This is a genomic window from Streptomyces sp. BF23-19 (genome assembly GCF_041106355.1).
In the GTDB taxonomy this organism is placed as follows: Bacteria; Actinomycetota; Actinomycetes; order Streptomycetales; family Streptomycetaceae; genus Streptomyces; species Streptomyces virginiae_A.
On the sequence record NZ_JBGBPT010000077.1, the window covers coordinates 1 to 24630 of the forward strand.

The 24630-nt window shown below is 72.7% G+C and carries 25 protein-coding genes and 1 tRNA gene; 9 read left to right on the plus strand and 17 right to left on the minus strand.

Going from position 1 to position 24630, the window contains the following annotated elements:
• Positions 1–149: 149 nt before the first annotated feature.
• Positions 150–476, minus strand: a complete 327-nt coding sequence (locus AB8A24_RS33010) for a hypothetical protein (protein ID WP_328959610.1) — start codon at positions 474–476, stop codon at positions 150–152.
• Between the two features lie 274 nt (positions 477–750).
• Here AB8A24_RS33010 and AB8A24_RS33015 point away from each other — a divergent pair, with 274 nt between their 5' ends.
• Positions 751–1263, plus strand: coding sequence for a nuclear transport factor 2 family protein (locus AB8A24_RS33015; RefSeq protein ID WP_328959609.1), 513 nt, complete (start codon positions 751–753; stop codon positions 1261–1263).
• Positions 1264–1329: 66 nt separating this feature from the next.
• Here the strand turns inward: AB8A24_RS33015 and AB8A24_RS33020 are convergent, their stop codons facing one another.
• From AB8A24_RS33020 to AB8A24_RS33030, 3 genes are all read right to left on the minus strand, one after another.
• Positions 1330–2019 carry an HAD family hydrolase gene (locus AB8A24_RS33020; RefSeq protein ID WP_328959608.1) on the minus strand — a complete coding sequence of 230 codons (690 nt, stop codon included), beginning with the start codon at positions 2017–2019 and terminating at the stop codon, positions 1330–1332.
• Between the two features lie 36 nt (positions 2020–2055).
• Positions 2056–2433 carry a hypothetical protein gene (locus AB8A24_RS33025; RefSeq protein WP_328959607.1) on the minus strand — a complete coding sequence of 126 codons (378 nt, stop codon included), beginning with the start codon at positions 2431–2433 and terminating at the stop codon, positions 2056–2058.
• 54 nt (positions 2434–2487) lie between these two features.
• Positions 2488–2562: transfer RNA gene (locus tag AB8A24_RS33030), tRNA-Trp, on the minus strand.
• Positions 2563–2785: 223 nt separating this feature from the next.
• Here AB8A24_RS33030 and AB8A24_RS33035 point away from each other — a divergent pair.
• Positions 2786–3907 carry a glycosyltransferase gene (locus AB8A24_RS33035; protein ID WP_328959606.1) on the plus strand — a complete coding sequence of 374 codons (1122 nt, stop codon included), beginning with the start codon at positions 2786–2788 and terminating at the stop codon, positions 3905–3907.
• Positions 3908–3922: 15 nt separating this feature from the next.
• Here the strand turns inward: AB8A24_RS33035 and AB8A24_RS33040 are convergent, their stop codons facing one another.
• On the minus strand, positions 3923–4441 hold the full coding sequence (locus tag AB8A24_RS33040) for a hypothetical protein (RefSeq protein ID WP_328959605.1): 519 nt from the start codon (positions 4439–4441) through the stop codon (positions 3923–3925).
• A gap of 80 nt (positions 4442–4521) precedes the next feature.
• The gene (locus AB8A24_RS33045) at positions 4522–5274 is read right to left on the minus strand and encodes a dienelactone hydrolase family protein (protein ID WP_369478352.1); all 753 of its coding nucleotides are present in this window, start codon (positions 5272–5274) and stop codon (positions 4522–4524) included.
• A gap of 400 nt (positions 5275–5674) precedes the next feature.
• Between AB8A24_RS33045 and AB8A24_RS33050 the strand changes: the two genes are divergently transcribed.
• The 3 genes from AB8A24_RS33050 to AB8A24_RS33060 all read left to right on the plus strand — a co-directional run bounded on the left by AB8A24_RS33050 (position 5675) and on the right by AB8A24_RS33060 (position 8326).
• A complete protein-coding gene (locus AB8A24_RS33050; protein ID WP_328959603.1) occupies positions 5675–7282 on the plus strand; it encodes a phospholipase in 1608 nt (535 codons plus the stop codon).
• Positions 7222–7773 carry an NAD(P)H-dependent oxidoreductase gene (locus tag AB8A24_RS33055; protein ID WP_369478353.1) on the plus strand — a complete coding sequence of 184 codons (552 nt, stop codon included), beginning with the start codon at positions 7222–7224 and terminating at the stop codon, positions 7771–7773. Before AB8A24_RS33050 ends, AB8A24_RS33055 begins: the two co-directional genes overlap by 61 nt.
• A 133-nt stretch (positions 7774–7906) precedes the next feature.
• Entirely contained in the window at positions 7907–8326 is a 420-nt protein-coding gene (locus AB8A24_RS33060; protein ID WP_328959601.1) for a hypothetical protein, read from the plus strand.
• Between the two features lie 167 nt (positions 8327–8493).
• Here the strand turns inward: AB8A24_RS33060 and AB8A24_RS33065 are convergent, their stop codons facing one another.
• The 3 genes from AB8A24_RS33065 to AB8A24_RS33075 form a co-directional block, all read right to left on the minus strand.
• A complete protein-coding gene (locus AB8A24_RS33065) occupies positions 8494–9483 on the minus strand; it encodes a phospholipase (RefSeq protein ID WP_328965739.1) in 990 nt (329 codons plus the stop codon).
• A 146-nt stretch (positions 9484–9629) separates the two neighbouring features.
• A complete protein-coding gene (locus AB8A24_RS33070; protein ID WP_328959599.1) occupies positions 9630–10118 on the minus strand; it encodes a hypothetical protein in 489 nt (162 codons plus the stop codon).
• 97 nt (positions 10119–10215) lie between these two features.
• Positions 10216–12954, minus strand: a complete 2739-nt coding sequence (locus AB8A24_RS33075; RefSeq protein ID WP_369478354.1) for an AAA family ATPase — start codon at positions 12952–12954, stop codon at positions 10216–10218.
• 134 nt (positions 12955–13088) lie between these two features.
• On the opposite strand from AB8A24_RS33075, the gene AB8A24_RS33080 reads away from it, so the two are divergent.
• The 3 genes from AB8A24_RS33080 to AB8A24_RS33090 all read left to right on the plus strand — a co-directional run bounded on the left by AB8A24_RS33080 (position 13089) and on the right by AB8A24_RS33090 (position 14780).
• Positions 13089–14093 carry a GNAT family N-acetyltransferase gene (locus tag AB8A24_RS33080; RefSeq protein ID WP_328959597.1) on the plus strand — a complete coding sequence of 335 codons (1005 nt, stop codon included), beginning with the start codon at positions 13089–13091 and terminating at the stop codon, positions 14091–14093.
• 44 nt (positions 14094–14137) lie between these two features.
• A complete protein-coding gene (locus tag AB8A24_RS33085) occupies positions 14138–14350 on the plus strand; it encodes a hypothetical protein (RefSeq protein WP_328959596.1) in 213 nt (70 codons plus the stop codon).
• A gap of 88 nt (positions 14351–14438) precedes the next feature.
• Complete coding sequence (locus AB8A24_RS33090; RefSeq protein WP_328959595.1) at positions 14439–14780, plus strand: VOC family protein; 342 nt, start codon at positions 14439–14441, stop codon at positions 14778–14780.
• Between the two features lie 82 nt (positions 14781–14862).
• Here the strand turns inward: AB8A24_RS33090 and AB8A24_RS33095 are convergent, their stop codons facing one another.
• Complete coding sequence (locus AB8A24_RS33095; RefSeq protein WP_328959594.1) at positions 14863–15321, minus strand: RICIN domain-containing protein; 459 nt, start codon at positions 15319–15321, stop codon at positions 14863–14865.
• 157 nt (positions 15322–15478) lie between these two features.
• On the opposite strand from AB8A24_RS33095, the gene AB8A24_RS33100 reads away from it, so the two are divergent.
• Complete coding sequence (locus AB8A24_RS33100) at positions 15479–19264, plus strand: hypothetical protein (RefSeq protein WP_369478355.1); 3786 nt, start codon at positions 15479–15481, stop codon at positions 19262–19264.
• Between the two features lie 314 nt (positions 19265–19578).
• Here the strand turns inward: AB8A24_RS33100 and AB8A24_RS33105 are convergent, their stop codons facing one another.
• From AB8A24_RS33105 to AB8A24_RS33135, 7 genes are all read right to left on the minus strand, one after another.
• A complete protein-coding gene (locus AB8A24_RS33105; protein WP_369478356.1) occupies positions 19579–20049 on the minus strand; it encodes a hypothetical protein in 471 nt (156 codons plus the stop codon).
• Between the two features lie 139 nt (positions 20050–20188).
• Complete coding sequence (locus AB8A24_RS33110; RefSeq protein ID WP_369478357.1) at positions 20189–20488, minus strand: hypothetical protein; 300 nt, start codon at positions 20486–20488, stop codon at positions 20189–20191.
• A gap of 61 nt (positions 20489–20549) precedes the next feature.
• Positions 20550–20738, minus strand: a complete 189-nt coding sequence (locus tag AB8A24_RS33115) for a hypothetical protein (RefSeq protein WP_369478358.1) — start codon at positions 20736–20738, stop codon at positions 20550–20552.
• Between the two features lie 16 nt (positions 20739–20754).
• Positions 20755–20961 (minus strand): hypothetical protein, encoded by a 207-nt coding sequence (locus AB8A24_RS33120; protein WP_369478359.1) that lies wholly within the window; start codon positions 20959–20961, stop codon positions 20755–20757.
• 30 nt (positions 20962–20991) lie between these two features.
• Entirely contained in the window at positions 20992–21198 is a 207-nt protein-coding gene (locus tag AB8A24_RS33125) for a hypothetical protein (protein ID WP_369478360.1), read from the minus strand.
• Positions 21199–21283: 85 nt separating this feature from the next.
• The gene (locus AB8A24_RS33130; RefSeq protein WP_369478361.1) at positions 21284–21463 is read right to left on the minus strand and encodes a hypothetical protein; all 180 of its coding nucleotides are present in this window, start codon (positions 21461–21463) and stop codon (positions 21284–21286) included.
• 294 nt (positions 21464–21757) lie between these two features.
• Positions 21758–24382 (minus strand): S8 family serine peptidase, encoded by a 2625-nt coding sequence (locus AB8A24_RS33135; protein ID WP_369478362.1) that lies wholly within the window; start codon positions 24380–24382, stop codon positions 21758–21760.
• Positions 24383–24630: the final 248 nt, after the last annotated feature.

Genomic DNA, 24630 nt, shown 5'->3' on the forward strand with positions numbered 1-24630 from the left:
CCGCCCACGGCGCGACCGCCCACGGCGCGACCGCCCACGGCGCGACCGCCCACGGGGCGGCCGGCCCACGACGGCCCGGGGCCGAGGCGGCCGCCCCGACGGTTGACCGGTCCGGACCTCCGGCCCGGCGCACCGCGCCCGAACGTGCGTCAGCCGAACCGCACGGTCTTGAACTCGGCGGAACGGCGCGCCCCGGGCCGTAGGACGACCCCGTCGTCCTCGCAGTCGATGCTCATGTAGAGGGTGGCGGTCCGGTCGGTCGTGTTCCTCGCGGCGCGGGCGCGGCCAGAACCGCCCATGGAGGCGGTCACGTCGATGCACACCCCGTCGGCAGGGTTGTCCAAGGCCCCCGCCCGGCTCTGGCCCGCGGCGGTGAACCGGAAGGTGAACGCCCCCCGCGCCGCCTCGGCGGGCTGTGACGCGGCGAGGATCAGGAGAGCCGCGAGCGGGGCGGCGGCGTGATGTGCAAGACGCATGAGAAGAGGTCCCGTTCCGTGAGCGATCTTCAGTCGAGCGCACGACCGCCGCCGTACCGGGCCCGGACACTCCCACCTCCTCCAGGAGATGACGTCCGGTGGGCCGTCCGGCACGGTCCGGGTGGACACCGGTGGGCAGCGCTGGACAGCCACCGGCCCCGTAGGGCCTGGAGAGTGGACACCGCCCGACACGAGTCTGTGCCCATGAGGCCGCACGACACACCGACGGCCGACCACACCACCCGCCCCCCCCGCACTCCCAGGAGCACCCACCATGACGTCCCGCACGCTGCGCACCCTCACCGTGCTCACCGCCACCGCCACCGCCGCCCTCTGCGCCACCGCCCACGCCGCCCACGCCGCCCAGGACACCGGCCGGCGCACGCCGGGGATCGCCGCCGCCTGGGCCCGCGCCTGGAACGGCACCGACCCCCAGGCCCTCGGCGCCCTGTTCACCGCCGACGGCACCTACACCGACGAAGCCGTCGGCATCACCTTCCGCGGCCGCAAGGAGATCGCGGGATGGAAGGCCCGCGCCGACACCCTCATCGACGACGTCCACGTCACCATCCGCACCACCCGCCTCGACGGCGACCGCATCACCGTCCGGGCCGTCTACTCCGGCCACCTCAAGGGCGCGCCCAAGCCCTTCGCCGTACCGATGACCACCGAGCTCGACCTCGACCGGAACCACTGCCGGATCGCCGCCGACCAGGACCACTACAGCCTGGCCACCGTCCTCACCCAGTCCGGCCTGCCCGCCGACTGGACCCCGCCCACCTCCTGAGTCCCGGGACCGGGTGACGGGACGGTCGGGGCGGCCGGGACGGTCGGGGCGGCCGCCGGCGGGCCGTCAGACCCCGCCGGCCGGGGCGCCGGCCGGTGCCGGTCGCCGCTGCCCGGTGATGAGGCCGGGCAGCTCCCGCATGTCGTCGAAGACGACGGTGCCGGGGCCCACGAGCCGTCCGGACGGGGTGAGCCCGCCCGCGTAGCCGAAGGCGCGCATCCCGGCGGCGCGGGCGGCCTGGACGCCGGGGCGGCTGTCCTCAACGACCACGCACGCGGCGGGGTCGACGCCCATCCGCCGTGCCGCGTGCAGGAAGAGGTCGGGGGCGGGCTTGCCCCGGGCCACCTCGGAGGCGCTGAAGATGCGGCCCGCGAAGCGTTCGTGGAGCCCCGTGACACCAAGGGTGTGGCGCATCTTGTCGTGCGAGCCGCTGGAGGCGACACAGACCGGCAGGTCGATCTCCTCCAGTGCCTCGGGCAGCCCGTCGACCGCCTCCAGCCCGGCGTCCACCGCGTCCCGGTGGCGCCGCAGGAGCTGCTCCCACCAGAAGGCGGCCGTCTCCTCGCCCAGCCGCTGCGCGATCTGTTCGCAGATCGACTCCTTGGAGCGTCCGATGAACCGGTCGACGACGTCCTCGGGGGTCAGCGGCCAGCCGAGTTCCGTTCCCAGGGCGATCTGGACGCGCAGGGCGATGCGTTCGGTGTCGACGAGGACCCCGTCGCAGTCGAATATCACGAGTTCGATCGGCTTGATCATCCCAGCAGCATAGAAAACGAGGGGGCGCGACGCCGCTCAGCGGCCGCGGCGCCCACCGAGGTGCAGCGCGATCCCGGCGGTGGCGGCGAGAGCGGCGGCGGTCGCGGCGGTGACGCCGGCCACCATGAAGCCGTCGCGTGAACGCCAGGACAGCACGGACCGGCGCGACCGCGCGGACAGCAGCGAGCCCGTGCTGAGCCAGGAGGCGGCGGAGAGCACGGACAGCGAGGATCCGATGGAGGCGGCGGACAGCGCGCAGCCCACGGAGCCGATCGACAGCACCGAGCCCACCGAACCGATCGACAGGACCGAGCCCACCGAGCCGATCGACAGGACCGAGTCCTTCGACCAGAGGGAGAGACGGGACCCTTCACCGCGGCACCACGGGTCCGCCCACGCACGAGATTCGGTCACGGGCCCATCCTGACAGGGGCCGAGGTCCCGGGGGACCGGCACGCGCCGGGAGGGCGGAGCCGACCGGAATCGAACCGGCGTCCTCGCGATGTTGGAGACCGCGCGCGTCGACCTCTGCGCTACGGCCCCGCCCGTCCCGGGATCGTAGCGGTGCCGCCCCACGGACGTGACGCCCGGCCCGGCCGCCGCGGCCGCCCCGGCACACCCCCGCCCGGCCGGCCGCGTACCAGAACGTCCGATTATCGATCCTCCCGGGGGGAACGCCGCGCGCACGTCCGTCGGTTCAACCGGAGGGGAACCGGGTCGAGCCCGCCCGGCCCCGACCGGTAGACCGAGGCAAGGAGAAACACCCGTGCGCATACTCTTCACCGGACCGGCCGCGGCCGGCCACCTCTTCCCGATGATCCCGACCGCGCAGGCCTTACGCGCCGCCGGTCACGAGGTGCTGTTCGCGGGCTCGCAGCCGCTCGGCCAACTCCGCGAGACCGGCTTCCCGATCGTCGAGATCGGCGACGGCCGCAGCATCATGGAGGTCTTCGAGCAGTCCTTGGACCAGGAAGTGCGCTACGTCGCACCGGACATGACCACGGAGCAGATCCTCGACAGGGCGGCCCGGGGCTTCGCGCTCGTCTCCCGTTCCACCGTGGACGGTCTGCTGGAGACCGCCGACAGCTGGCGCCCCGACCTGCTGGTCCACGACTCCTTCCAGGCCTCGGCCCCGCTGGTCGCGGCCAAACTCAAGATCCCGTCGGTGGTCCACAACTTCGGCGTCACCTCCGGCATCGACATGGTCGCCCGCCTCGCCGCCAACTTCACCGAGGCGTACGAGACGTACGGGGTGGCCGGCCCCGCCGAGCCCACCGCGCTGAACATCGTCCCCGCCTCGCTCGGCGGCGACCCGGGCGGCCTGCGCGTGCGCTACCTCCCCTACAACGGCGGCGGCACCGTCCCCGCCGGACTGCTCCGGCGCGGCGGCCGTCCGCGCGTCGCCGTCACCCTGGGCACCGTACTCACCGCACTGGACGGCGTCCGCGCCATCGTCCGCCTGATCGAGGCCGCCGCGTCGGTGGACGCCGAGTTCCTGCTCGCCGTCGGCGACGTGGACCTCGGCCCGCTCGGCACCCTCCCGGACAACGTCCGACCGCTGCCCTGGGTCCCGCTCGCCGAGCTGCTGACCACCTGCGACGCACTCATCCACCACGGCGGCTCCGGCACCCTGCTCACCGCCCTGCAGGCCGGTCTGCCCCAACTCCTGCTTCCCCAGGGCGCCGACCACTTCACCAACGCCGACGCGCTCACCGCGACCGGCGCCGCCCTGCGCTCCGCCTCCGACGACGTCGACGCCCCGCTCCTGGCCCGCCTCACCGCCGACCCGGCCCTGCGCGAGGCGGCCGCCCGCCTCCGCGCGGAGAACACGGCCCTGCCGACCCCGGCCGAGACGGTCCCCGCGCTGGAGGCCCTGGCCGCCTCCTGAAGGGTGCCCGCGCGGTCACCGCACGGTCGGCACCCCGGGTCCCTCGGCGCCCGGGGCGGGCAGGGGTGTGCGGCCGACCGCGGCCAGGAGTTCGAGCGGGAGTTCCGTGTCGTGCTGCCCGACGGTGAGGCCGATCCAACGGCCGCCGCCCGGCAGGGGCCACACCCGCATCTCGGTGGCGTTCTGGCACAGGTACCCGATGGGCTCCGGGGTGCCCTTCCCGTCGTCGTCGGCGATCAGGTACGACCACAGGTCGACGACGAGCGGATCGCCCCAACGCACCGTGAGGGCCGCGGCCAGGGCGTCGAGTTCGGCGCCCATCTCCTCCTCGGCCCGGTGCAGGGCCGCATGGTACTCGTCGTCCCAGAAGTCCTGGCTCCTGCGCAACACCCGGACGAGATGGTCCGGGCCGCCGTGGCCGGCGCCGTCGTCGAGATCCACCGGCGGGAAGGGCCGTACGGCCGTCTCGTCGATGATCGGCAGGTATCGCGCGAGCGCCTCCCGAGCGGCGCCTTCCGGGTCTGCGGTGGTCATGGGCACAGTCTGCGGGACGTCCCGGACAACCCCGACGCCGCCCTGCGTCGGGGCTGTCCGCCGCCACCGGGCGGCGGCCCTCAGCCGGCGGTCAGGGTGCGGCCGAGGAGGGGCAACAGGCGGTCCCAGTGGCGCCGGAGCCCGGCGGGGTCGAAGGCGTCGGTGTCGGACATGGTGAAGCCGTGGACGGTGCCGGGGTAGACCTCGCATGTGTGGCGGACCCCCGCCGCGGTCAGGGCCCGGTCGAGCTCGCCGAGGGTCTCGGGCGTCATGTCCGACTCGGCGTGGCCGAGGTGGACCTCGGCGGTCAGCCCGGAGAGCAGGCGGCGCAGGTCGTCGGGCGAGTCGGCGCCCACGGGCCCGTGGAACCCGGCGGCGGCGGCCACCCGGCCGGGGTGCGCCGCCGCGGTGCGCATCGCGAGGAGGCCGCCTATGCAGTAGCCGGTCACCGCGACCGGTCCGGCGTCGACCTCGGGCCGGGTGGTGAGGAACCGGAGGTAGGCGTCGGCATCGCCGAGGACGCGCTCGGTGGTGTGCGCCCGGATCAGGGGCATCAGCCGGGCGAAGACCGCGGTGCGGGCCTCCTCCCCGATGTGCTCGGGAAGGTCGATCACCGGTGCCGGGCCGTGCCGGTGGAAGATGTCGGGGACGAGTACGTAGTACCCGTGCCCGGCCAGTTCGAGGGCCATCTCCCGCAGCACGGGCCGGATGCCGAAGCCGTCCGGGTACATCAGCACCCCGGGGTGGCGTTGTCGTCCGTCGTGGTCGGGGAAGGCGGCGAAGGCGTCGGCCGGGCCGTCCGCGGTGGGGACGGACAGTGTCTTGACGGGCATGGGTTCTCCGGCCGTGGTCGATGTGGCGAGCTCGTGATCGACACGACGCAGGCGGGGCCCGCGCGACAGCGCCGCGGGCTCCTCGCTCGAACCGGTGGCACGCACCGGCCCGTACGGCGCTCAGCGGAGCACCGGGTCACCGATCCGTGTGTGGCGTGATGCCGTCCCGGGAGTCATCTCCCGACCCCAGCCGCAGGGCAGGGCGGTTCGCGAGGTCGATCTCGGCCGGCGCCCCGGATCCCGGCCCCCTCGGCGCCCCCCAACCCCGTGTGGCCGGAACTCGTCCGAGGCGGGCGAACAGAAGGCTACGTGCTGGTAACTTACGCGGGTTGATCAAGGTCGGGGTGTGGCCGACCACGCTCCCGGCCGGAGCCACCCCCACCCCAGTCAAGGAACCACATTGGCACGCACCGTCGCCGCGGCGGCCCTCGTCCCCACCACGGCCCTCGCACTCGGCCTCTCCCTCCTCGGCGCCGCCGCCCCCGCGTCCGCCGCCGACGCACCCACCCCGCACCTGGACTCGGTCGAGCAGGCCCTGCGCCAGGTCTCACCCGGCCTGGAGGGCTCGGTGTGGGAGCGCACCGCCGGCAACCGGCTCGGCTCCTCCGTCCCCGGGGGCGCCGACTGGCTGCTCCAGACCCCCGGTTGCTGGGGCGACGCCGGCTGCGCCGACCGCCCCGGATCGCGCCGCCTCCTGGAGAAGATGCGCCAGGACATCGCCGGCGCCCGGGACACGGTGGACATATCCACGCTGGCGCCCTTCCCCAACGGCGGCTACCAGGACGCGATCGTCGCGGGCCTGAAGGAATCCGCCCGGAAGGGCAACCGGCTGAAGGTCCGCGTCATGGTCGGCGCGGCGCCCGTCTACCACTCCACGGTGATCCCCTCCTCCTACCGCGACGAGCTGCTCGCCGCGCTCGGACCGGCCGCCGCGGGGAACATCACCCTCAACGTGGCCTCGATGACCACCTCGAAGACCGCGTTCTCCTGGAACCACTCCAAGCTGGTCGTCGTGGACGGCACCTCGGTGATCACCGGCGGCATCAACAGCTGGAAGGACGACTACCTGGAGACCACCCACCCGGTGAGCGACGTCGACCTCGCGCTGACCGGGCCGGCCGCGGGCTCCGCCGGCCGCTACCTGGACACCCTGTGGGACTGGACCTGCCGCAACAGGAGCAACTGGGCCTCGGTCTGGTTCGCAGCCTCGTCCGGCGCGGACTGCATGCCCACCCTGCCCCGACCGGCCGCCCCGGCGGGCGGCGGGGACGTGCCCGTGCTCGCCGTCGGCGGCCTCGGCGTGGGCATCCGCCAGAGCGACCCCACCTCCTCCTTCCGCCCGGTCCTGCCCACCGCCGGCGACACCAGGTGCGGCATCGGGGTGGCGGACCGGACCAACGCCGACCGGGACTACGACACCGTCAACCCGGAGGAGAGCGCCCTGCGCGCCCTGGTCGCCGGAGCGACCTCGCACATCGAGATCTCCCAGCAGGACGTCCACGCCACCTGCCCGCCGCTGCCCCGCTACGACGTCCGCCTCTACGACGCCCTCGCCGCGAAGCTCGTCTCCGGCGTGAAGGTCCGTATCGTCGTGAGCGACCCGGCCAACCGCGGCACGATCGGCAGCGGCGGCTACTCGCAGATCAAGTCGCTCTCCGAGGTGAGCGACGCCCTGCGCGGCCGCCTGACGGCCCTGACCGGTGACGGCGGCCGGGCCCGCACGGCCCTGTGCGAGAACCTCCAGCTGGCCACGTTCCGCGCGTCCGACCGGCCCACCTGGGCGGACGGCAAGCCGTACGCCCAGCACCACAAGCTGGTCTCGGTCGACGGGTCGGCCTTCTACATCGGCTCCAAGAACCTGTACCCGTCCTGGCTCCAGGACTTCGGGTACGTCGTCGAGAGCCCGGCCGCGGCCGGACAGCTGAAGAGCGACCTGCTGGACCCGCAGTGGCGCTACTCCCAGGCCACCGCGACGTACGACTACGCCCGCGGCCTCTGCCAGGGCTGACCCCCACCGCCCCGGCACCCCTGCCGGCGCACCCTGCCCGTGTCCCGCCCCCGTCCCGCCCGGCCGTCCGCCGGGCGGGACGCGGCCTGTTCAAGTCGTTCTTCGACCTCATCGACAAGGACGCCCTCACCGGCACACCGGTCCTCATCGGCGCGACCGGCGGCACGGCCCGCCACAGTCTGGTCACCGAACACGCCATGCGCCCGCTCTTCACCCACCTGCGCGCACCGGTCGTGCCCACCGCCGTGTACGCGGCCTCCGAGGACTGGGGCGCACAGGGCCTGGCCCAGCGGATCACCCGCGCGGGCACGGAACTGGCCCGCTCCATGGGCTCCATGCGCCCCACCGCCCGGGACGGCGCCCCGGACGTCGACACCGCAGCCGCGATCGCATCCCGTTCCCCGACCGGGGCGATCACCTCGGCGGATCCGACGAACGGCCTCAGGACGGTGCCGTTCGCCCAACGACCGGCCGCGCTGCAGGCCGGATGACGGCAGGGCGGCCGCCCGACAGGGGGAACCGGGCTCATCACGAAGGGGAACGACGCACGAGGCACCCGTCGAGCACGACCTCCGGCCAGGTGCCGGGTCCACGAGCCGGTTCCCGACTGCCTAGGCTCCGGCCATGACTACCGACCAGTGGTACGTCCTCATCGAGGAGGACACCCGGACGACCCGGCACGCCGACGGCGTCGAATTCAAACTCCATCGCTGGACACTCGCCGCCCGCCACCTGGTCGACGGCACGCGCGAACAGGCTCTCGCCACGGCCGAGGACGCGGCCCTCAACCACCTGCCGGCCCTCCTGGCCCGCCACACGAGACCGGGGGACACCCCCGCCCGCCACGCCTTCCTCACCCCGGACGGCACCTGGCTGGTCCGGCTCCAGCAGCGCCACCGCGAGTGCCACATACGCGTCACCGTCGCCCGTCTCGTCCACACGCGGGAGGAGACCCAGGCCCCGCCGAAGACCCTCAAGGAAAAGCTCCGCCAAGCCCTGGAAGGCCCCGAGCCCACCGTCACCCCCTGGACGCCCAAGAGCTGAGGGGGCGGCCGCGTACCGGTGGACACCACGAAGGCCCCGACATCGACCCGGGGCCTTCGTGCACTTCGCCGACCTACCCGTTCAACGACCCCGACCGCCGGGCGTCACGCCCCTCCCGTCGCACGGGGGAGGGGAGAACCGCCCGCCGGGTCCGGGTGGTCCGGGTCCTACCGGAACAGGCGGTCACCGGGAGTGGCCATGCGATGGGTGGCGCCGTGCCGGTCCACCCAGTCACGGACGAGGCCGACGGAGTTGGCGCACTGCCAACCGCCGTCGTACTCACGCACCCCGGTGAAGGCCCCGTAGCCGGCGATGATGCCGTCCACACGCCCGTCACCCAGCAACTTGTCGACGTACCACGGATCGTTGTAGGTGGTCGTCCACGACAGCGTCGCCGCGAGCCGTCCGGCGTCACGGTCCGCGGCGCCCCTCTTCAGCTCCGCGCACGTGTAGTACGTGGCCTCCGTGCAGTTGCCGAACCCCTTGGTGATGTCGCTGTCGCCGTAGTCCATCACCCGGCGACCGGCCGGGAATCCGGCACCGGACCGGTCGAACGCACTCTGGGCCCGGTCACGGGTCCCGGTCGTCGTGATCCCCTCCAGCGCGCCGAGCCGGCCCTCCAGGCTCTTCCAGCCCCTGCCGCCGACGTCCGGGGTACTGCCGCCGTGGTACTCGTAGAACCCGTACAGCACCTGGATCCCCGCGGCCGTCAGCCGCTGCGCCTTGTCGCGGAGCCCGGCCACGCTGCACCCGCGGTTCTCCCGCTCCCCGCAGTAGTTCGGGTCCTTGATGTCCAGCCAGACCAGCGACAGCCGCCGCCCCGAACCGGCGTGGGAGAGAATACGGTCGATCATGCTGTCGAAGCTGGGGCCCAGCCGGTTGTCACCGGCCGAGGAACAGTCGTGATACGCCCGCCATTCGTTGGGGTTCCACCAGGCACAGACGTCTATCTCGATGCCGTTGGCACCGTGTTCGAGCGCGGCGTCCACGCCGCCCAGGGTGTCGACGCGATGCGCGATGGCGTAGATCGGATGACGCCCGTCGGCGGCCGCCGCCGGGGCCGTACCGAGCGCGGTGGTGCCGATGACGGCGCACAGGGCCGCGAGCAGCGCCAGGAGCATCCGTGGTCCGGCACCACGCCTGAGGTGAGAGGTCAAGGGAAACACTCCGTCATGTCGGTGTTCCAGGTGGACGGTCGATCTCACCGATCATGCTGGCACGCGATAAATGCATGATGAACGAAACCGGGCGGAAGTCGCCCGTGAACGGCGGGAAACCGGCCCCGGCCCCCGGCCCCGGCCCCCTACCGTACGGAGCGGAAGTCGTAGTGGTCCGGACCCGCGACGAGGACCGAGGTGAAGGAGACGGGCAGGCCCTGCCCGTCACGCGGCACCTCCTGGGAGGTGCGGCGGGTGAAGCCCGGCGACACGCCCGGCACCACGACGTTCTCCGGGTCCGCCGCGTCCACGGTCCACCCGCGCTCGCGCAGCCCCGCGAGGACGTCGCCGGCCGCACTCGTGAAGACGTCGCGCCCGTCCAGCAGGACCCGCGTGGTGCTGCGCCGGCCCTCGCCGGGCCACCACAGTTCCACGGCCGCCGCACGGTCGCGCGTATCGAAGAGGACCGTGCAACCGATGCCGTCGGCATCGCACATGAGCCGACGCGCCCTGCGCGAGGTCGGTCCGAGCACCCGGGGCCCACCCCACGGCCGGACCGCCACCAGCACCTCCTCGTACGTACTTCCCGGACGCACGGGCCCCGCCGCGGCCGGCGGTGTCAGCAGCAGATCCATCTCATCCCACCGCCGTCTTCCGGAACTCCCCGCCCACCACGACGCACCCACCCCACACCCCGCACCCCGTACCCGCCGCACCCGGTCCGGTGCACGCTCACCGCTCCCGGTCCAGGATCGACGGGAGGTCGTTGCGGGTGGTGATGCCGAGCTTGGGGAACGCCCGGTAGAGGTGGTGGCCCACCGTGCGCGGGCTCAGGAACAGCTGCGTGGCGATCTGACGGTTGGTCGCGCCCGTCGCCGCGAGCCGTACGACCTCCCGTTCCTGCGGGCTGAGCCGGCCGAGCAACTCGTCCGGACGGCCCCCCGTCTCCAACGTCTCACCGCCGGCCCGCAGTTCGGTACGGGCCCGCGCCGCCCAGGACCGGGCACCGAGCCCGTCGAACGCCTCCAGGGCGCGGCGCAGGTGAGCGCGGGCATCGGTCCGGCGCCGTTCACGGCGCAGCCATTCCCCGAACAGCAGCTCGGTGCGGGCCCGTTCGAACGGCTGGGCCGCCGGGCCCGCGTCGTGCAGGCCCAAGGCGGCCGTGAACCGCTCCTCGACCTCCTCGTCCGGACCGGTCAGCGCTCGGCAGCGCGCCGCGAGGGCCGCCGCCGCGGGCTGCCGCGCCGCCCCGGCCCACCGCGTCAGCAGCACCACGGGCTCCGCCGCGCGCTCCGGCCGCCCCGCCCGGACCGCCGCCTCGACCAGATCGGGCAGGAGGAAGGCCGTCAGAGCCGGATGTCCCACCCGCGACCGTGCCGCCTCCAGACGGGTCAGCGCGCTCCCCGCGTCACCGCTGCCGAGGTCGATCAGCCCCAGGGCCCGGTGCGCGTGAGCGGCCGCCAGCCCGATGTCGTGGGCATCGGCGTACTCCAGGGCCGCCCCGCCCAGAGCGGCGCACCGCTCCTCCTCGCCCCGGACGGCGGCCAGCGTCGCCAGGGTCGCCCGCAGATACGTCTCCCGGTGGCGGCGGCCGAACTGCTCGGCGATCGCCAACCCCTCCGTCGCGGCGGCGTGTGCCTCCTCGTACCGCCCCAGCGACAGCTGGGCCTCGGCGAGCAGGTGCAGCGAGGTGTGCAGCCAGCCGACCACGTCCTGGGTCCGGCAGTCGCGCACGCAGGCGACGGCGGTGTCGAGCGCGGTGCGGTGATCGGCGAACAGTTGGCCGTGCACCCCGGCCAGGATCCGTTCGGCGAACCCGTCGCCGTCCGCCCCGTCCGCCCCGTCCGCGTCACCGTCCCCGGCGCGCGTCGGCTCCGTCGCCGCCCCGGCCGTGGCGAGGGGACCGGCCATCGCGCGCGCCAGCGCGTACTGCGGCGAGTCGGGGAGCCGGGCCGCGACCTCGGCCAACAACGGCCCGTCCCCCGAGGACTGCGCCGTCTGGACCGCCTCGGTCAGCACCGGCGCCAGATCGGCGCACCGCCCGATCCGGTCCGCGCACTCCAGGAGGATGCGGGCGGCCCGGCCCGGCGATCCCCGGTCGAGCTCGACGATAGCCCGGACACGCGCCAGGTCGGCGAGCATCCGCGGGTCCAGGGCGAGCGCGTTGACACGGTCGGTGAGGGCGGCGGTGCGCTCGAACTGCCCGGCCTCGGCCGAGGTGATGGCCGCGGCCGCCAGGAGCTGGGCGCGTCCGGCGGAGTCCGACGTCAGCTGCGCCGCCCGCTCGTACGCCGCCGACGCCGACGCGGTCCCCTGCCGGCCTCCCGCCCGCTCGGCGACGCCCACCATCTCGGCGGCGACCGCCTCGTCGGCACCGGTCGTCGCGGCCGCCAGATGCCAGGCCCTGCGGTCGGCGTGCTGGCCGACACCCACATCCCCTCGCAGTGCCTCGGCCAGCGCCCGGTGGGCCGCCAGCCGCCGGGTCAGGGCGGCGTCCTGATAGGTCGCCGACCGGATCAGGGGATGACGGAAGGACAAGGTGTGCTCGCTCAGCAGCACGAGCGTGGCGTCCTCGGCCGGCTCCAGATCCTCCAGCGTGGCACCGAACCGGGCCGACGCCCGCAGGACGAGGTCGAGATCACCGCAGTCGTCGGCCGCGGCCACCAGCAGCATCGCCCGGGTCGCGGCCGGCAGCCGGCGGATCTGCTCCTGGAAGGCCTCCTGGATCCGGCTGGACGGCGAGGCCAGACCGGCGGGAAGGGTCACGGGGTTCAGTCGGCCGCCACGCTGCTCGGCGGTCAGCGCCGCGGGCAACTCCAGCAGGGCCAGCGGATTGCCCTGCGCCTGCTCGACGATCCGCTCCCGCGCGTAGGGCGACAGCGCGACCACACGGTCGGTGAGCAGGGCATCGACGGCCGCGGGGTCCAGACCCTGCAGCAACAGCTGCGGCACCCCCTCGATCTGCCCCCCGGGCACACCGTCCCGGACGGCGAACAACATCACCACACCCTCGGCGTGCAGCCGCCGGGCCGCGAACACCAGAGCGTCCAGCGACGCCCGGTCCAGCCACTGGGAGTCGTCGACCAGGACGAGGAGCGGACCGCCGGCCGCGGCCCGCGCCAGCATCGCCAGCACCGCCGTCCCCAGGCCGAACCGGTCGCGCACCGCCTCACCGGACACCCCGAACGCCGCGTTCAGTACGGCGGCCTGCGGCCCCGGCAGCCCCTCCAGGTGACCGGCGACGGGCCACAGCAACTGGTGCAGACCGCCGAAGGCCAGCTCCATCTCCGACTCGATGCCCACCGTCCGCAGCACCCGCCCAGGACCCGCCACCCCGGTCGCGTACTCCAGCAACGCCGTCTTGCCCATCCCGGCCTCACCACGGATCACCAGCGCACAGCTCGCACCGTCACCGGCACGCACCAGCATGCGATGTATCCGTTCCTGCTCGATCCCCCGCCCGTACAGCATGGGGTCAACCTACCCAACGCCCCCACGTTCCCGATCAACGCGTTAAGTAGGGCCGACCGATGTGCCGGCCCGTCAGCCACCCGTAACTTTCCGGGAGTCAGCCCCCACCACCCCGGATCAGCGGAGCCGCCACCGTGTCCGAGCACATCCACCTCCTCCCGCTCCACCGCGTCCAGGTCACCGACGCCGCCGCCTGGCACCGGGTCGTCGCCGCCTCGATGGCCCACGACCTACCGGGAGTTCCGCCACCGGGACCCGGACACATCCACGCCCAGCTCACCGAACCCGCCCTGGACAGCCACCGGCTGACCTGGTCGGCCGCCGCCGCGGACGGCACCACGGTCGCCGTCGCAGGACTACGGCTGTTCACCTCGCCCACCAGGGACCACCTGGCCGAACTGGAACTCCACGTCCACCCCGCACACCGCCGCCGGGGAACCGGCTCCCGCCTGCTGTCCGCGGTCGTGGCGGCCTGCCGCACCGAGAGCCGCCGCGCCCTGACCGTCGAAGCGGCCGCCGGCAGCCCCGGCGAGGCCTTCTGCGAACGATGGGGATTTCGCCGGGCGATGACCCTCGACCACCTCCTCATGCGCCTCGACCGGACCGACGAGGCCGCCCACCTCCACCCGGCCGACGCTGCCGCACCCCCCGGCTACCGGCTGACCGGCTGGACCGGCACGGTCCCCGACCACCTCGCCGACGCCTTCGCCCAGGCCAAGAACGCGATGAACGACATGCCCATGGGAGACCTGGACCACGGCACCACCGCCTGGGACGGCGACCGCGTCCGCGCCATGGCCAAGGTGATCGCCGACCGCGGGGACACCCTCCTGACCGTCGCCGCCGTCCACGACGACGCCACCATGGCCGGCTACACCGAGATCGTGCTCCCCCAGGGGACCCCGACCCGGGCCCAGCAGTACGACACGGCGGTCGCCCCTGCCCACCGCGGCCACGGGCTCGGACTGTGGGTCAAGGCCGCCATGGTGCGCCGGCTGCGCGCCGAACACCCCGACGTCCTCGAGATCGAGACGGACAACGCCGAGGACAACGTCCACATGCTGGCGGTCAACCACCGCCTGGGGTACCGCTCCTACCGGCGCACGAGCCAGTTCCAGCTCGACGTGCCCGCGCCCTGACCCCGTACCCGCACCCGCATCCGCACAGAAGAAGCGAGAACCGCTTGCGCAAGCTGACCCGCCACCTCACCACCACCCTCGACCGGGCCGCCCAGCGGTTCCACCTCACCCCGGACACCGCGCGCCACCCCCAGGTCATCGGATCCGGCATCCCCCTGCTCGACCGCCCTGCCGTACGCCCGAACCCCGCCCGGAGCACCACGCGCACCATCGACTCCGGCCTCACCATCACCCACTTCTCGAGAGGACTGTCGTGAACACCCCCCAGGGGTGAGGACGGACCGCCCGGGTCACGGACCGCGGCCGTCCGCACGACGGCCTGCGAGCGAGTGTGATGATGCGGTCATGACGATTAGTTCAGTGGTCCTTCGACGACGCGTGGACGACCTCGAATCCGCCGTGGTCTTCTATCAGGAACTGACCGGCGAACCGGCGACCCGGTTCGAGTTCGCCGGGTTGCATCTGGCGAGCACGGGTCCGTTCCTGCTCTTCAGCGGACCCGAGGAGGTGGCGGACCGGTTCGCCGGGGTGGCCGCCACCTTGTCCGTCCCGGACGTCGACGTCACGGTCGCGGCCGGCGAGGCCGCGGGCGCCGAGGTGATCGCCGCTCCCGCCGTCACACCGAACGGACGGCGAGCGGTACTGCGACACCCGGACGGCGGCGTCTTCGAGTACGTCAGCCGCTGACCCCCGCGCCCGGCCGACCTCGAACGGGCCCGACCTCGAACGGGCCCGGCCCGGCACGTGACGTGCCGGGCCGGGCCGACGCTCAGAAGTCCCAGCTCTGGCTCCGCGCGCCGTTGCAGCTCCAGCTCACCAGGAGTTGGCCGATCTCGGGCCGGCCGGCCAGGATGTCGAGGCACTTCCCGTTCACCCGGTTACGGATCTCGCTGCCGTTGCGGTACCACTTCTGGTGCAGACCGCCGTTGCAGTCCCACAGGCTCACCGAGCCCTGGTCACCCAGATGGGGACCGTAGATCTCCAGGCACTTCCCGTTCATGCTCGAACGGATCTGCTCGCCGTCCCAGTACCACTGCTGGTTGGTGCCACCGTGGCAGTCCCACGTCACCGTGGAGGCGCCGTTCTCCTGATGGAACATGAAGACGTCGGCGCACCTTCCGTTCAGGTTGGACCTGAGCAGCGGTGCCGCGGCAGCCGCGGGCGAGCCCGTCAAGGTGACGCCGGCCAGCAGCCCCGTGACCGCCGCCAGCAGCATCAGTCGTCGCACGGACCTCATGATTTCCCCTTCCCAACGCCGTTGCGCGGTTGCGCTGGACCCTGTCTAGCCGCGGGTTCTTGTCCGGCGCCGGAACGAGGGTTCCGGACATCAAAAGCTGGACAAACACCTCCCGACACGGCTGCGGAAAGCCGCAGGAAGGAAGGCAATGCCACGCCCCGAACGCCCGCTCGACCTGGACTCCGGTCCGCTCACACAGTTCGCGACCGACCTACGCAAGCTCCGCGAGGCGGCGGGCCGGCCGCCCTACCGGGCACTGGCGAAACGGGCACACTACTCGTCCACGACACTGTCGGACGCCGCGGGCGGGAACACCTTCCCCAGCCTCGCCGTCACGCTCGCCTACGTCGAGGCCTGCCAGGGCGACCGCGGCGATTGGGAGACCCGATGGCACGCGGTCGCCGCCGAGATCGCCGCGAGCACACCTCGCGACGAGCCCGCACGCACCGACCCCCAGCGCGCGCCCTACGCGGGCCTGTCGGCATTCCAGCCGCAGGACGCCGACCGCTTCTTCGGACGTGAGCGGCTGACCGACGAACTGCTCGCGAAGGTCCACGACCGCCGCTTCCTCGCGGTCTTCGGACCGTCCGGATCGGGGAAGTCCTCGTTGCTGCGCGCCGGACTCGTCGCCCGCGCGCGGGCATCGGGGTGGCCGGTGATCCTCTTCACGCCGGGCCCGCACCCCGTGGAGGAGTGCGCGATCCACCTCGCCGCGGCGACGGGAGAGGCCCCCGGCGCGCTGGTGACCGAGCTGCTGGACGATCCCGCGGCACTGCACCTACGCATCCGACAAGCCATGATCGACCACGCACCGGACACCGACACACTGATCGTCGTCGACCAGTTCGAAGAGGTCTTCACCCTCTGCGGGGACCGCGACGAACGAAGCGCCTTCCTCACCATGCTGATCGCGGCCGCCACGACCGGGACCAGCCGCACCCGGGTGGTACTCGGCGTACGCGCCGACTTCTACGGCCACTGCGTCCAGGACCCCCACCTGGTCGAGGCGATCCGCGACGCGCAGCTCGCCGTCGGTCCCATGAGCAGCCAGGAACTGCGCGAGGCCATCACCCGCCCGGCCGCCCTCGCCGACTGCACGGTGACCGGCCCGCTGCTGGCCGCCGTGGTCGCGGACGCCACCGGCCGGCCGGGTGCGTTGCCCCTGGTCTCGCACGCGATGGTCGAGACCTGGCACCGGCGCAGCGGCAACCGCCTGACCCTGGAGGGCTACCTGGCGGCCGGCGGCATCCGGCACGCCCTCGCCCACACCGCGGAGGCCGCCTACAGGGCCCTGTCCCCGACGCAACAGCACCTCGCCAGGTCACTGTTCCTACGACTGACCGCGCTGGGCGACACCACCGAGGACACCAGGCGCCGGATCACCGACGACGAACTGGACCCGAGCCCCGACACCGCCCACGTACTGGAAACCCTCGCCCGGCAACGGCTCGTGACGCTGGACCAGGGATGCGTCGAGATCACCCACGAGGCGATCATCCGCTGCTGGCCCAGGCTGCGCGACTGGCTGACCGAAGACCGGGACCAGCTGCTCCTGCACCGGCAGCTCACCGACGCGAGCGCCGCCTGGCAGGCACAGGACCACGACCCGCACGCCCTGTACCGCGGCGCCCGCCTCGCCGCGGCCCTGGACCTGGCCGCCACGGCCGCCGACCACCTGACCTCCAGGGAACGACGCTTCCTCGACGCGAGCCGCGCGGCGCAGGCCGACGAGACGGCCGCGATCAGGCGACGAACGGTCCGCCTGCGCCAACTGGTCACGCTGCTCACCGTGCTGGTGGCCGTCGCGGCGACCGCCGGCGGGCTGGCCGTCGACTCGCGCGACGCGGCCATCGGCCAGCGCAACGTGGCCATCGCCCGCAAGGCCGCCGCGAACGCGGCCGAGGTACGGCAGCACGACCCCGCGCTCGCCGCGCAACTGAACCTGGCCGCGTACCGGTTGGCGGCCACCGACGACGTCCGCGACCAGCTCATGAGCACGTTCGCGACGCCGTACACGAGCCGGCTCACCGGCCACACCTCCGACGTCGTCTCGATCTCCGTCGCCCCGGACGGCAAGGTCCTGGCCGACGCGAGCTGGGACCGCACGGTCCGGCTGTGGGACATCCAGGACACCCACCGTCCCGTACAACTGGCCGTCGTGGACCAGCCGGAGCGACTGATGTCGGTGGCCTTCGACCGGAGCGGCCGCATCCTGGCCACGGCGAGCGAACGCTCGGTGCGGCTGTGGGACGTCACCGACCGGGGCGCGCCCACCGAGCTGAGCACCCTGGCGGACCAGCGGTCCGCGCCGACCTGGGTGGCGTGCGGGCCGGGCGGCCTCGTCGCCACCGGCCACACCGACGGCACCGTGCGCCTGTGGAACGCCGCCGATCCCCGCCACCCGCGACCGCTGACCACCCTGCCCGGTCACTCCGGCCCGGTCACCTCGGTGACGTTCGCCCCCGACGGCCGCACTGCGGCGACCACCGGCGACACCACCACCAGGCTGTGGGACGTCGAGGACCCCGCGCACCCGCGCCTCCTGGACGTCCTGCGCGGACACACCGACACCGTCACCTCGGCCGCCTTCAGCCCCGACGGCCGGACCGTGGCGACCGGGAGCTGGGACCGCACCGCACGGGTCTGGGACATCGCCGACGGCCGGCACACCCGGCCGCCGGCCGTGCTGCCCGGGCATCCCGCGATCGTCTGGTCGGTGGCGTTCAGCCCCGACGGCACCACGCTCGTCTCGGTGGGCGGCTCCACCCAGTTCTGGGACGTCACCGCCCCGACCGACCCGAAGCGGACCAGCACGGTCCAAGGCGGCTTCTACCAGGCCGCGTTCAGCCCGGACGGCCGCGTGCTCGCCAATTCCGACCGGCTCCTGGACCTGCGGGACCTCTCGCTCGCGACCCACGACGACGTGGTCACCTCCCTCGCGTTCGGCCCCGGCGGCCACCTCCTCGCCAGCGCCAGCTGGGACGGTACCGCCCGGCTGTGGCAGGTCACCGACGGCCGGGCCCTGTGGCCGCTGTCGGTCCTGCGCGGCCACACCGAATTCGTACGGTGCGTGGCGTTCAGCCCGGACGGCCGCACCCTGGTCACCGCCGCCGAGGACGGCACCGTCCGCGTCTGGGACGTGAGCGATCCCCGCAAGCCCCGGCCGACATCGGTCATCACCCCCGAAGGCGGCGAAGTCGCCGGCGCCGCCTTCGGCCCGGACGGCCACCTGCTGGCCGTCTGGGCACAGGACACGGCCGGACTGTGGGACCTGACCGATCCCGGCGCCCCCGAGCCACTGAGCCGGATCGCCGAGGACGGACCGCACATCACGACGGCCTCGTTCCGGCCGGACGGCCGCACCCTGGTGACGAGCACCGGCGAGTCCGGCTCGCTGAGGTTCTGGGACATCAGCACCCCCCGCACCCCCCGGGAACTGCCGTCCCCGTTCCGCTCCGACCCCCTGACCGGCGGCGTGTTCAGCCCCGACAACCGCAGACTGGCCGCCTTCCACCGAACGGACAGGACGGTCTGGCTGATCGACGTCGACGACATCCACCACGCGGTGAGGAGGGCCCGACTCCCGGCGTCCGGCTTCTGGCTCTACACGATGGTCTTCGCCGCGGACGGCCGCCGACTGGCGGCCGGCGCCGCGGACAGCAAGGCCCTGCTGTGGGACCTGACCCGTACGGCCACCCCCACCACCCCCACCGTCCTCACCGGCCACGCCAACCCCGTACCGGCCGTGGCGTTCGGCCCGGACGGCACCGTCCTGGCCACCGGCGGCAACGACTTCACGATCCGGCTGCGGGACACCGGCCCGGACAAGGTCGCCGCCCGCGTCTGCGACAGCGCGTACCCCCGGATCACCAGAGCCCAATGGACCCAGTACTTCACGGCGGTCGACTACCACCCACCCTGCCCCGCCGGATGACGGCACCGCCGCCCCGGACCGCCCCCGGCCCGAGCGACCGGGGAACCTGAGCCGGGCATCGGCGCTGCACTCCCGTATGCCGGCCGACCGTACGAAGACGGGGGGCGGGCGGCGGGGGCGTAGCGGCCGTCGAGCACTCCCAGCGGTACGTGATGACGAAGCAGGACGACGGCCGCCGGTCGAGCTGGGCCGTCATGCGGCGTCCGCAGGACCTGCTGATCTTGACGATGGTCATCGGCAAGCCGGCGAGGACAACGACGGAGAGGACGGGGACGAGGTCGAAGGTCGAACGGGTGGCTGGACGCTGTCAGGCCTCACGGAGAGAAGAAGGTGACGAGGAACTCCACGCGGCGGTTCAGCCTGCGATCCTCCTCGGAGGCAGGGTTGAGCCGCTCCAGCTTCGCCGCGCCGCAGGGCACGGTGAACAGCGAAGTGCGGTGCAGGTCCGCCGGAGTCGCCGGTGGTGTCTGTCCGTCATCGACGAGCAGTTGCCGGATTTCCTGGAACACCCAGTTCCTGGCGCTCTCGGCACGTTTGGTGGAGGCGCTCAATTCGTTGGCACGGCGCTGGTCGCCGGTGAGCCCCGGGGTGTCGTCACGGTCGGAGTGACCGACGACGGTGATCACGCAGTGGATGGTGCCGAACTTCTCGGCCTTGGCTCCGCCGAGAGGAGCCTTCTCGATCTCGTCCTGCTCACTCTGCGGCTTGGTGGCGAACAGTTCCGCGAAGTCGTTCTTGCCGGCCGCGAACCCTCGCACGGGCGTTACCACATCCGACTTGGGCATGATGGTGTCCTCTTCAGGTGGTCCCACGGCGGCCCCGCCGGGGCTCCGCGTGGTCCGGGCCGGTCTGCGGGCCTGTCATGAGGGCCGAGCGACCGGTTGTCCCCGGTCGCCGTGAACTGCGACCGGGGACAACCGCCTCCTAGACCGGGCCGAGCCATGTACACGGCTCACCCGGCGGGCAGCTCCAACCCCAGCCGTCCCGGTTGTCCAGGGCGGACGGGTCCCCCACGGCTGAGCCGAAGGTGGACTTGGGCGGGGGCTCCTCCATCAGGAAGCCCTCCCTGGTCTTGTCGGGATCCTCCTCGTCCGGGTAGAAGTAGACCCGCACCCGCTTCAGGAAAGGCTGGTACGTGTCCCAACGGCGCTCCACCGTCCCCAGCACGGGGAGGTTGAGCCGGGCGCCTGAGTCTTCGGCGCTCGCTTCGGGGTTATCGTTCATGCCACCGTCCCTTCAGGATCTCGTTGACGGCCGCGGAAGACCCCGCCGCCGACACGCGGCCTCACCTGAAGAGGCCGCCGATCGCCTTCGCGGCCAGAGGCAGCAGCCAGGCGAAGTCCGCCTCGACACCGCCCGCGTTCTCGGTACCTGCGGCCTTCGGTGCCGTGGCGGCACGGTCGACCGCCGGTGACTGGAACGGTGTCCGCAGAACGGCCGACGGGGCCGCTCGCTGCGAGAATTCCTCGTTCATGTCCGTGCTCCTTTCCTTACGGTGCCCACCCGTCGGTGATGTGGGCCATGCCGCCCTTGGACCGGGGGTGGATCAGATGCCAGGGGATCGCGTTCGCCTCGGCACCTGCTGTGTCGGTGTCGACGTGTGCCGGAGCGGTGGGGCTCCGGTCGACCGCGGGCGCCTGGAACGGCGCCTGCGGGGCGGGCGACGGGCCGGCTCGGGGTGGGGGGTTCTTGTTCATGTCCGTGTCCTTCCTTACGGAGCCGAGGTACTAGGACCGGCCGGAGAGCCAGGCGTCCAGCATTCCCTTGGCTCCATGGCCGATCAGGGTCCAGGGCACATCCCAGTTGGCCTCGACTCCAGGTGAGCCGGCGTCGGCGCATGCCGGGGTGGCGGAACTCCGGTCGATCGCAGGCGCCTGGAAGGGCGTCCGCGGGGTGACGGACGACGTAGCGCTGTGAGGGATTTCGCTGTTCATCCCGGTGTCCTCTCAGGGCCGTGCAGCGGTGGCGGGGACCCGGGCCCCCGCCACCGCTGCTGCGTCGAGTGGTGCACGGCGGCCTCTAGAGGAAGATGTCCTTCAGGAGCCCGCCCCAGTTGATGTTGGCCGCGACGCCGTCGGTGCCTTCACCGGAATCCTTGGGCCCGACCGGGTCACGAACGACGGCGGGGGTCTGGAACGGCGTCCGGGGAGCGCCGGACGGCGCCGGCTTCTCCTCGCGCCGGATAAGCGACTCGTTCATCTTTCTCACCTTTCACCTGGTGACTGGCCGGCGAGCGGTTGCCGCCGGTGGTTTGCGTGCTGTTCCGCAACGGCGATCTCACAGCTCTCGCGACCGCTGCGCGTAACACATCTGTCGGGCAGGTCCCCAGAGCTCGGCGCAGCCGGAGCGGGCCGCCTGGACACCGTCGCCGTCGCTCTGTTCCTGCGGTTCCTGCCACGGTTCGCGGCAGACCGGCGGCGCCTGCAGGGGGGCCGAGGAAGGTACTGGGGTACTGGTCTTGTCCATGGGGTGCTCCTCTGTGTGGTCCGGCAGTCAGACACTGCCGATGAAGGTGTGGACGGGAGCGAGGCTGACCGGCACTTCCTCGCTCACGTCGAACGTGAACATGTAGGAAACCTCTGCCCGTTGGTCGTTCTCCGGGTCGAAGAAGGTCAGCACGACGTCCATGCAGGTCGAGCCGGGGCGACAGAAGGGGCTCTTGGACACACGGACGGTGTTCAGCGTGTAGAAGTTCTGGTCGCGTCCGGGGAGCTTGTCCGCGGAAAGGATGCCGTTCTGGATCTCGTGCCCGACCAGGAACGCGTTGGTGCCCGCCGCGTTCAGCGCACGGTCGGCGGCGCTCTGGCCGAGGTTGCGGAACTGCCAGTAGACCTTGTCGAGGACGGCGCGCACGGTCGTCCTGAGGAACGCCCCCTTCTTGCCGTCGAAGTCCTCGCGGACCTTCGTCTCCGCAGCGTCCTGTGCTGCCAGGCCCTTGTCGGCCACCTCCTCGCGTGCGTCCTGGATGGCCTTCGCGCGTACTTCCTCGAACACAGCGGTGACCAGCAGCGTCTCGTTCCATGTGAACAGGGCGCTGCTCTTGACCTCGACCACCTGGAGGACCTGGCCCGAGAACAACCGGACCGTACGGTCCGTCAGCACTCCGGGTACCGAGACGCGGGAGATGTAGTCGAGATCCTTCTTGTCCTTGGCCTGTCCGAGGATGGCGTCCCGGAAGGTTCGGTGGACGTAGGAGACCGGCGGGTACGAGAGGGTCTCGAGGAGCTGGGTGAGCTGTGCGTGGTCGCTTGCGGCGCGGTCTGCGAGGTCATGCACGACCTGCGTCGAGGCCTTGCGGTTCGTGATGATGGGCCGGGTCCAGTCCATGCCCACCGGCGCCTCCGCCTCGAGGGCGTAGATCGGGGTTGCGTCCGCGTTGAGCGTCCAGGTCAGCTTGTCGGACTCCCACGGGTTCTTGCTGAGGTAGGCGTGCAGTTGCCTGGGGTCGTAGATGTTCGGCTGGACCTCCTGCTCCGGCTTGTTGCCCTCGGCCGGTATGACGACGTTGGGCATCAGCTGACGGAAGCTGTCCCGGCGGGCCTCGGTCTGGTAGTCGAACCCGATGGTGCCGATCGCGTAGATCACCTGCTTGCCGGGGGGCGGCGGCGGGGCGGAGGGGGTGGCACCGCCCCCGCTGGGCTGCCCGCCCGGGTGCCCGCAGGTACCGCCGCATCCGGCGCATGACGGGCAGACGCCGGTGTTCGCCGGGTAGGCCGCGGGTGCCGCGTAGGCGACGGGTGTGGCAGGTGCCGTGTAGACGGGCGGTGCGGCGTAGACCGGCGGTGCGGCGTAGGCGGGAGGTGCAGGAGGTGCAGGAGGTGCGGAAGTTGCGAAAGGTGCGGGAGGTACGGGAGGTACGGGAGGTACGGGAGGTACGGGAGGTGCCGCGTCGGCGGGAGCTCCCGCGGGTTGGACTCCTGCCTGCACCGCAGGCTGCATCGCCGGAGGTGCGGGCGGCATGGGAGGCGGCGCGGGCCACGAGTCCGAGGAAGGGGGCATGGGAACCGGCGCCTCACCGGGAACTGGTGCCTGCGCGGGTGCGACCTGCGAGGGCGCGGTCTGCACGGCGGGCACCGGGGTTCCGGCGCCCGCGGGTGCCTGGGACATGGCTGCGGGCACGGCCTCGGACGGTTCCGCGGCCTGCGCGTTTACGGCGTGCGTGTCCATGACGATGGCTCTCTCTTTCTCTTCGGTGTGCATCGGGCCATGAGCGCCGGAAATCGGCCTTTCCCTCCCGCTGACCAAGGCGAAGGTGCCGGCGGCGTTCAGCCGGCCGCCGAGCAGCCTGCGGCACTGGGGCGCGTTGTCCGGGGCGCAGGGCGGGCGGATCGCGGACTCGAGTACGGCACGCCCCGCGGCGAGCGGGTCGGCCTTGCGGCCCTCGGCCAACTGCCGTGCCACCAGCAGCGCGACGACCCCGGTGACGGCGGGGGCGGCGAAGCTGCTGCCGGTCAGCGAGGCGAGCGAGCCGCCGGGCGCGGCGCCCCGGATGTTCTCTCCGGGCGCCAGTACTCCGTTCAGCCGGTGCGCGGCGCCCCAGTTGTTGATGTCCAGCGGCGCTCCGGCGGCGTCGGCCGCTCCCACGGCGAGCACGGACGGTGTGGCGGCGGGGGCTTGCAGGCAGTCGCATCCGTCGTTCCCGACGGCCGCGACCACCAGCACCCCGTTTTCCTCGCACAGCCGCAGCGCACGCGCCAGCATGCTGTCGGGTGCGCCATCGGGGGTGCGCTCTCCGCCGCTGATGTTGATGACGTGGGCCCCCGCCTCCACGGCCTGCTCCACGGCCCGCGCCAGGTCCAGCTGGGGCACGCGCGTCGCCCGACCATCCGGGGACTCCCGGAAGACCGGCAGCAGCAGGCCGATGCAGCGCGGCACGAGACCGGGCGCCTGGGAATCGAGCCCCCCGAAGAGCAGGCTCGTGACATGCGTGCCGTGCAGCGACATCAGGCCCGGACCGGCCGGATCCGACACCAGAGTGGGCAGTCGGGTGAGGGCCGATCCCTCGAAACAGGGGTGTGTCAGGTCCACCGGACCGTCGAGGACCGCCACCCGCACCTCGGGGCTGCCGACGAGCTCCTGTTCCCCGGGTATCCCCCGCACGACCGACCGGATGTCCATGCCGAACCTCCGTGTGGCGACGTAGCGCGATGTGCTCCGATTCCGGGTCGACGTCGCGTACGACGCGCCCAGCAAGAGGTATCCCACCAGCGCGTTCCGGGGATGTGCCGCCGTGCGGCGGAGGCCGTGCGGCAGTCGTCGCAGAGGCGTGAGGAGTTCCGTCGCCATGCGTTGCAGAAACGTTCCTGCGTTGTGGATCCGGCATGTGCGTGTGCTCCGCGCCGACATCACCGGGAATGTGCCGGAGC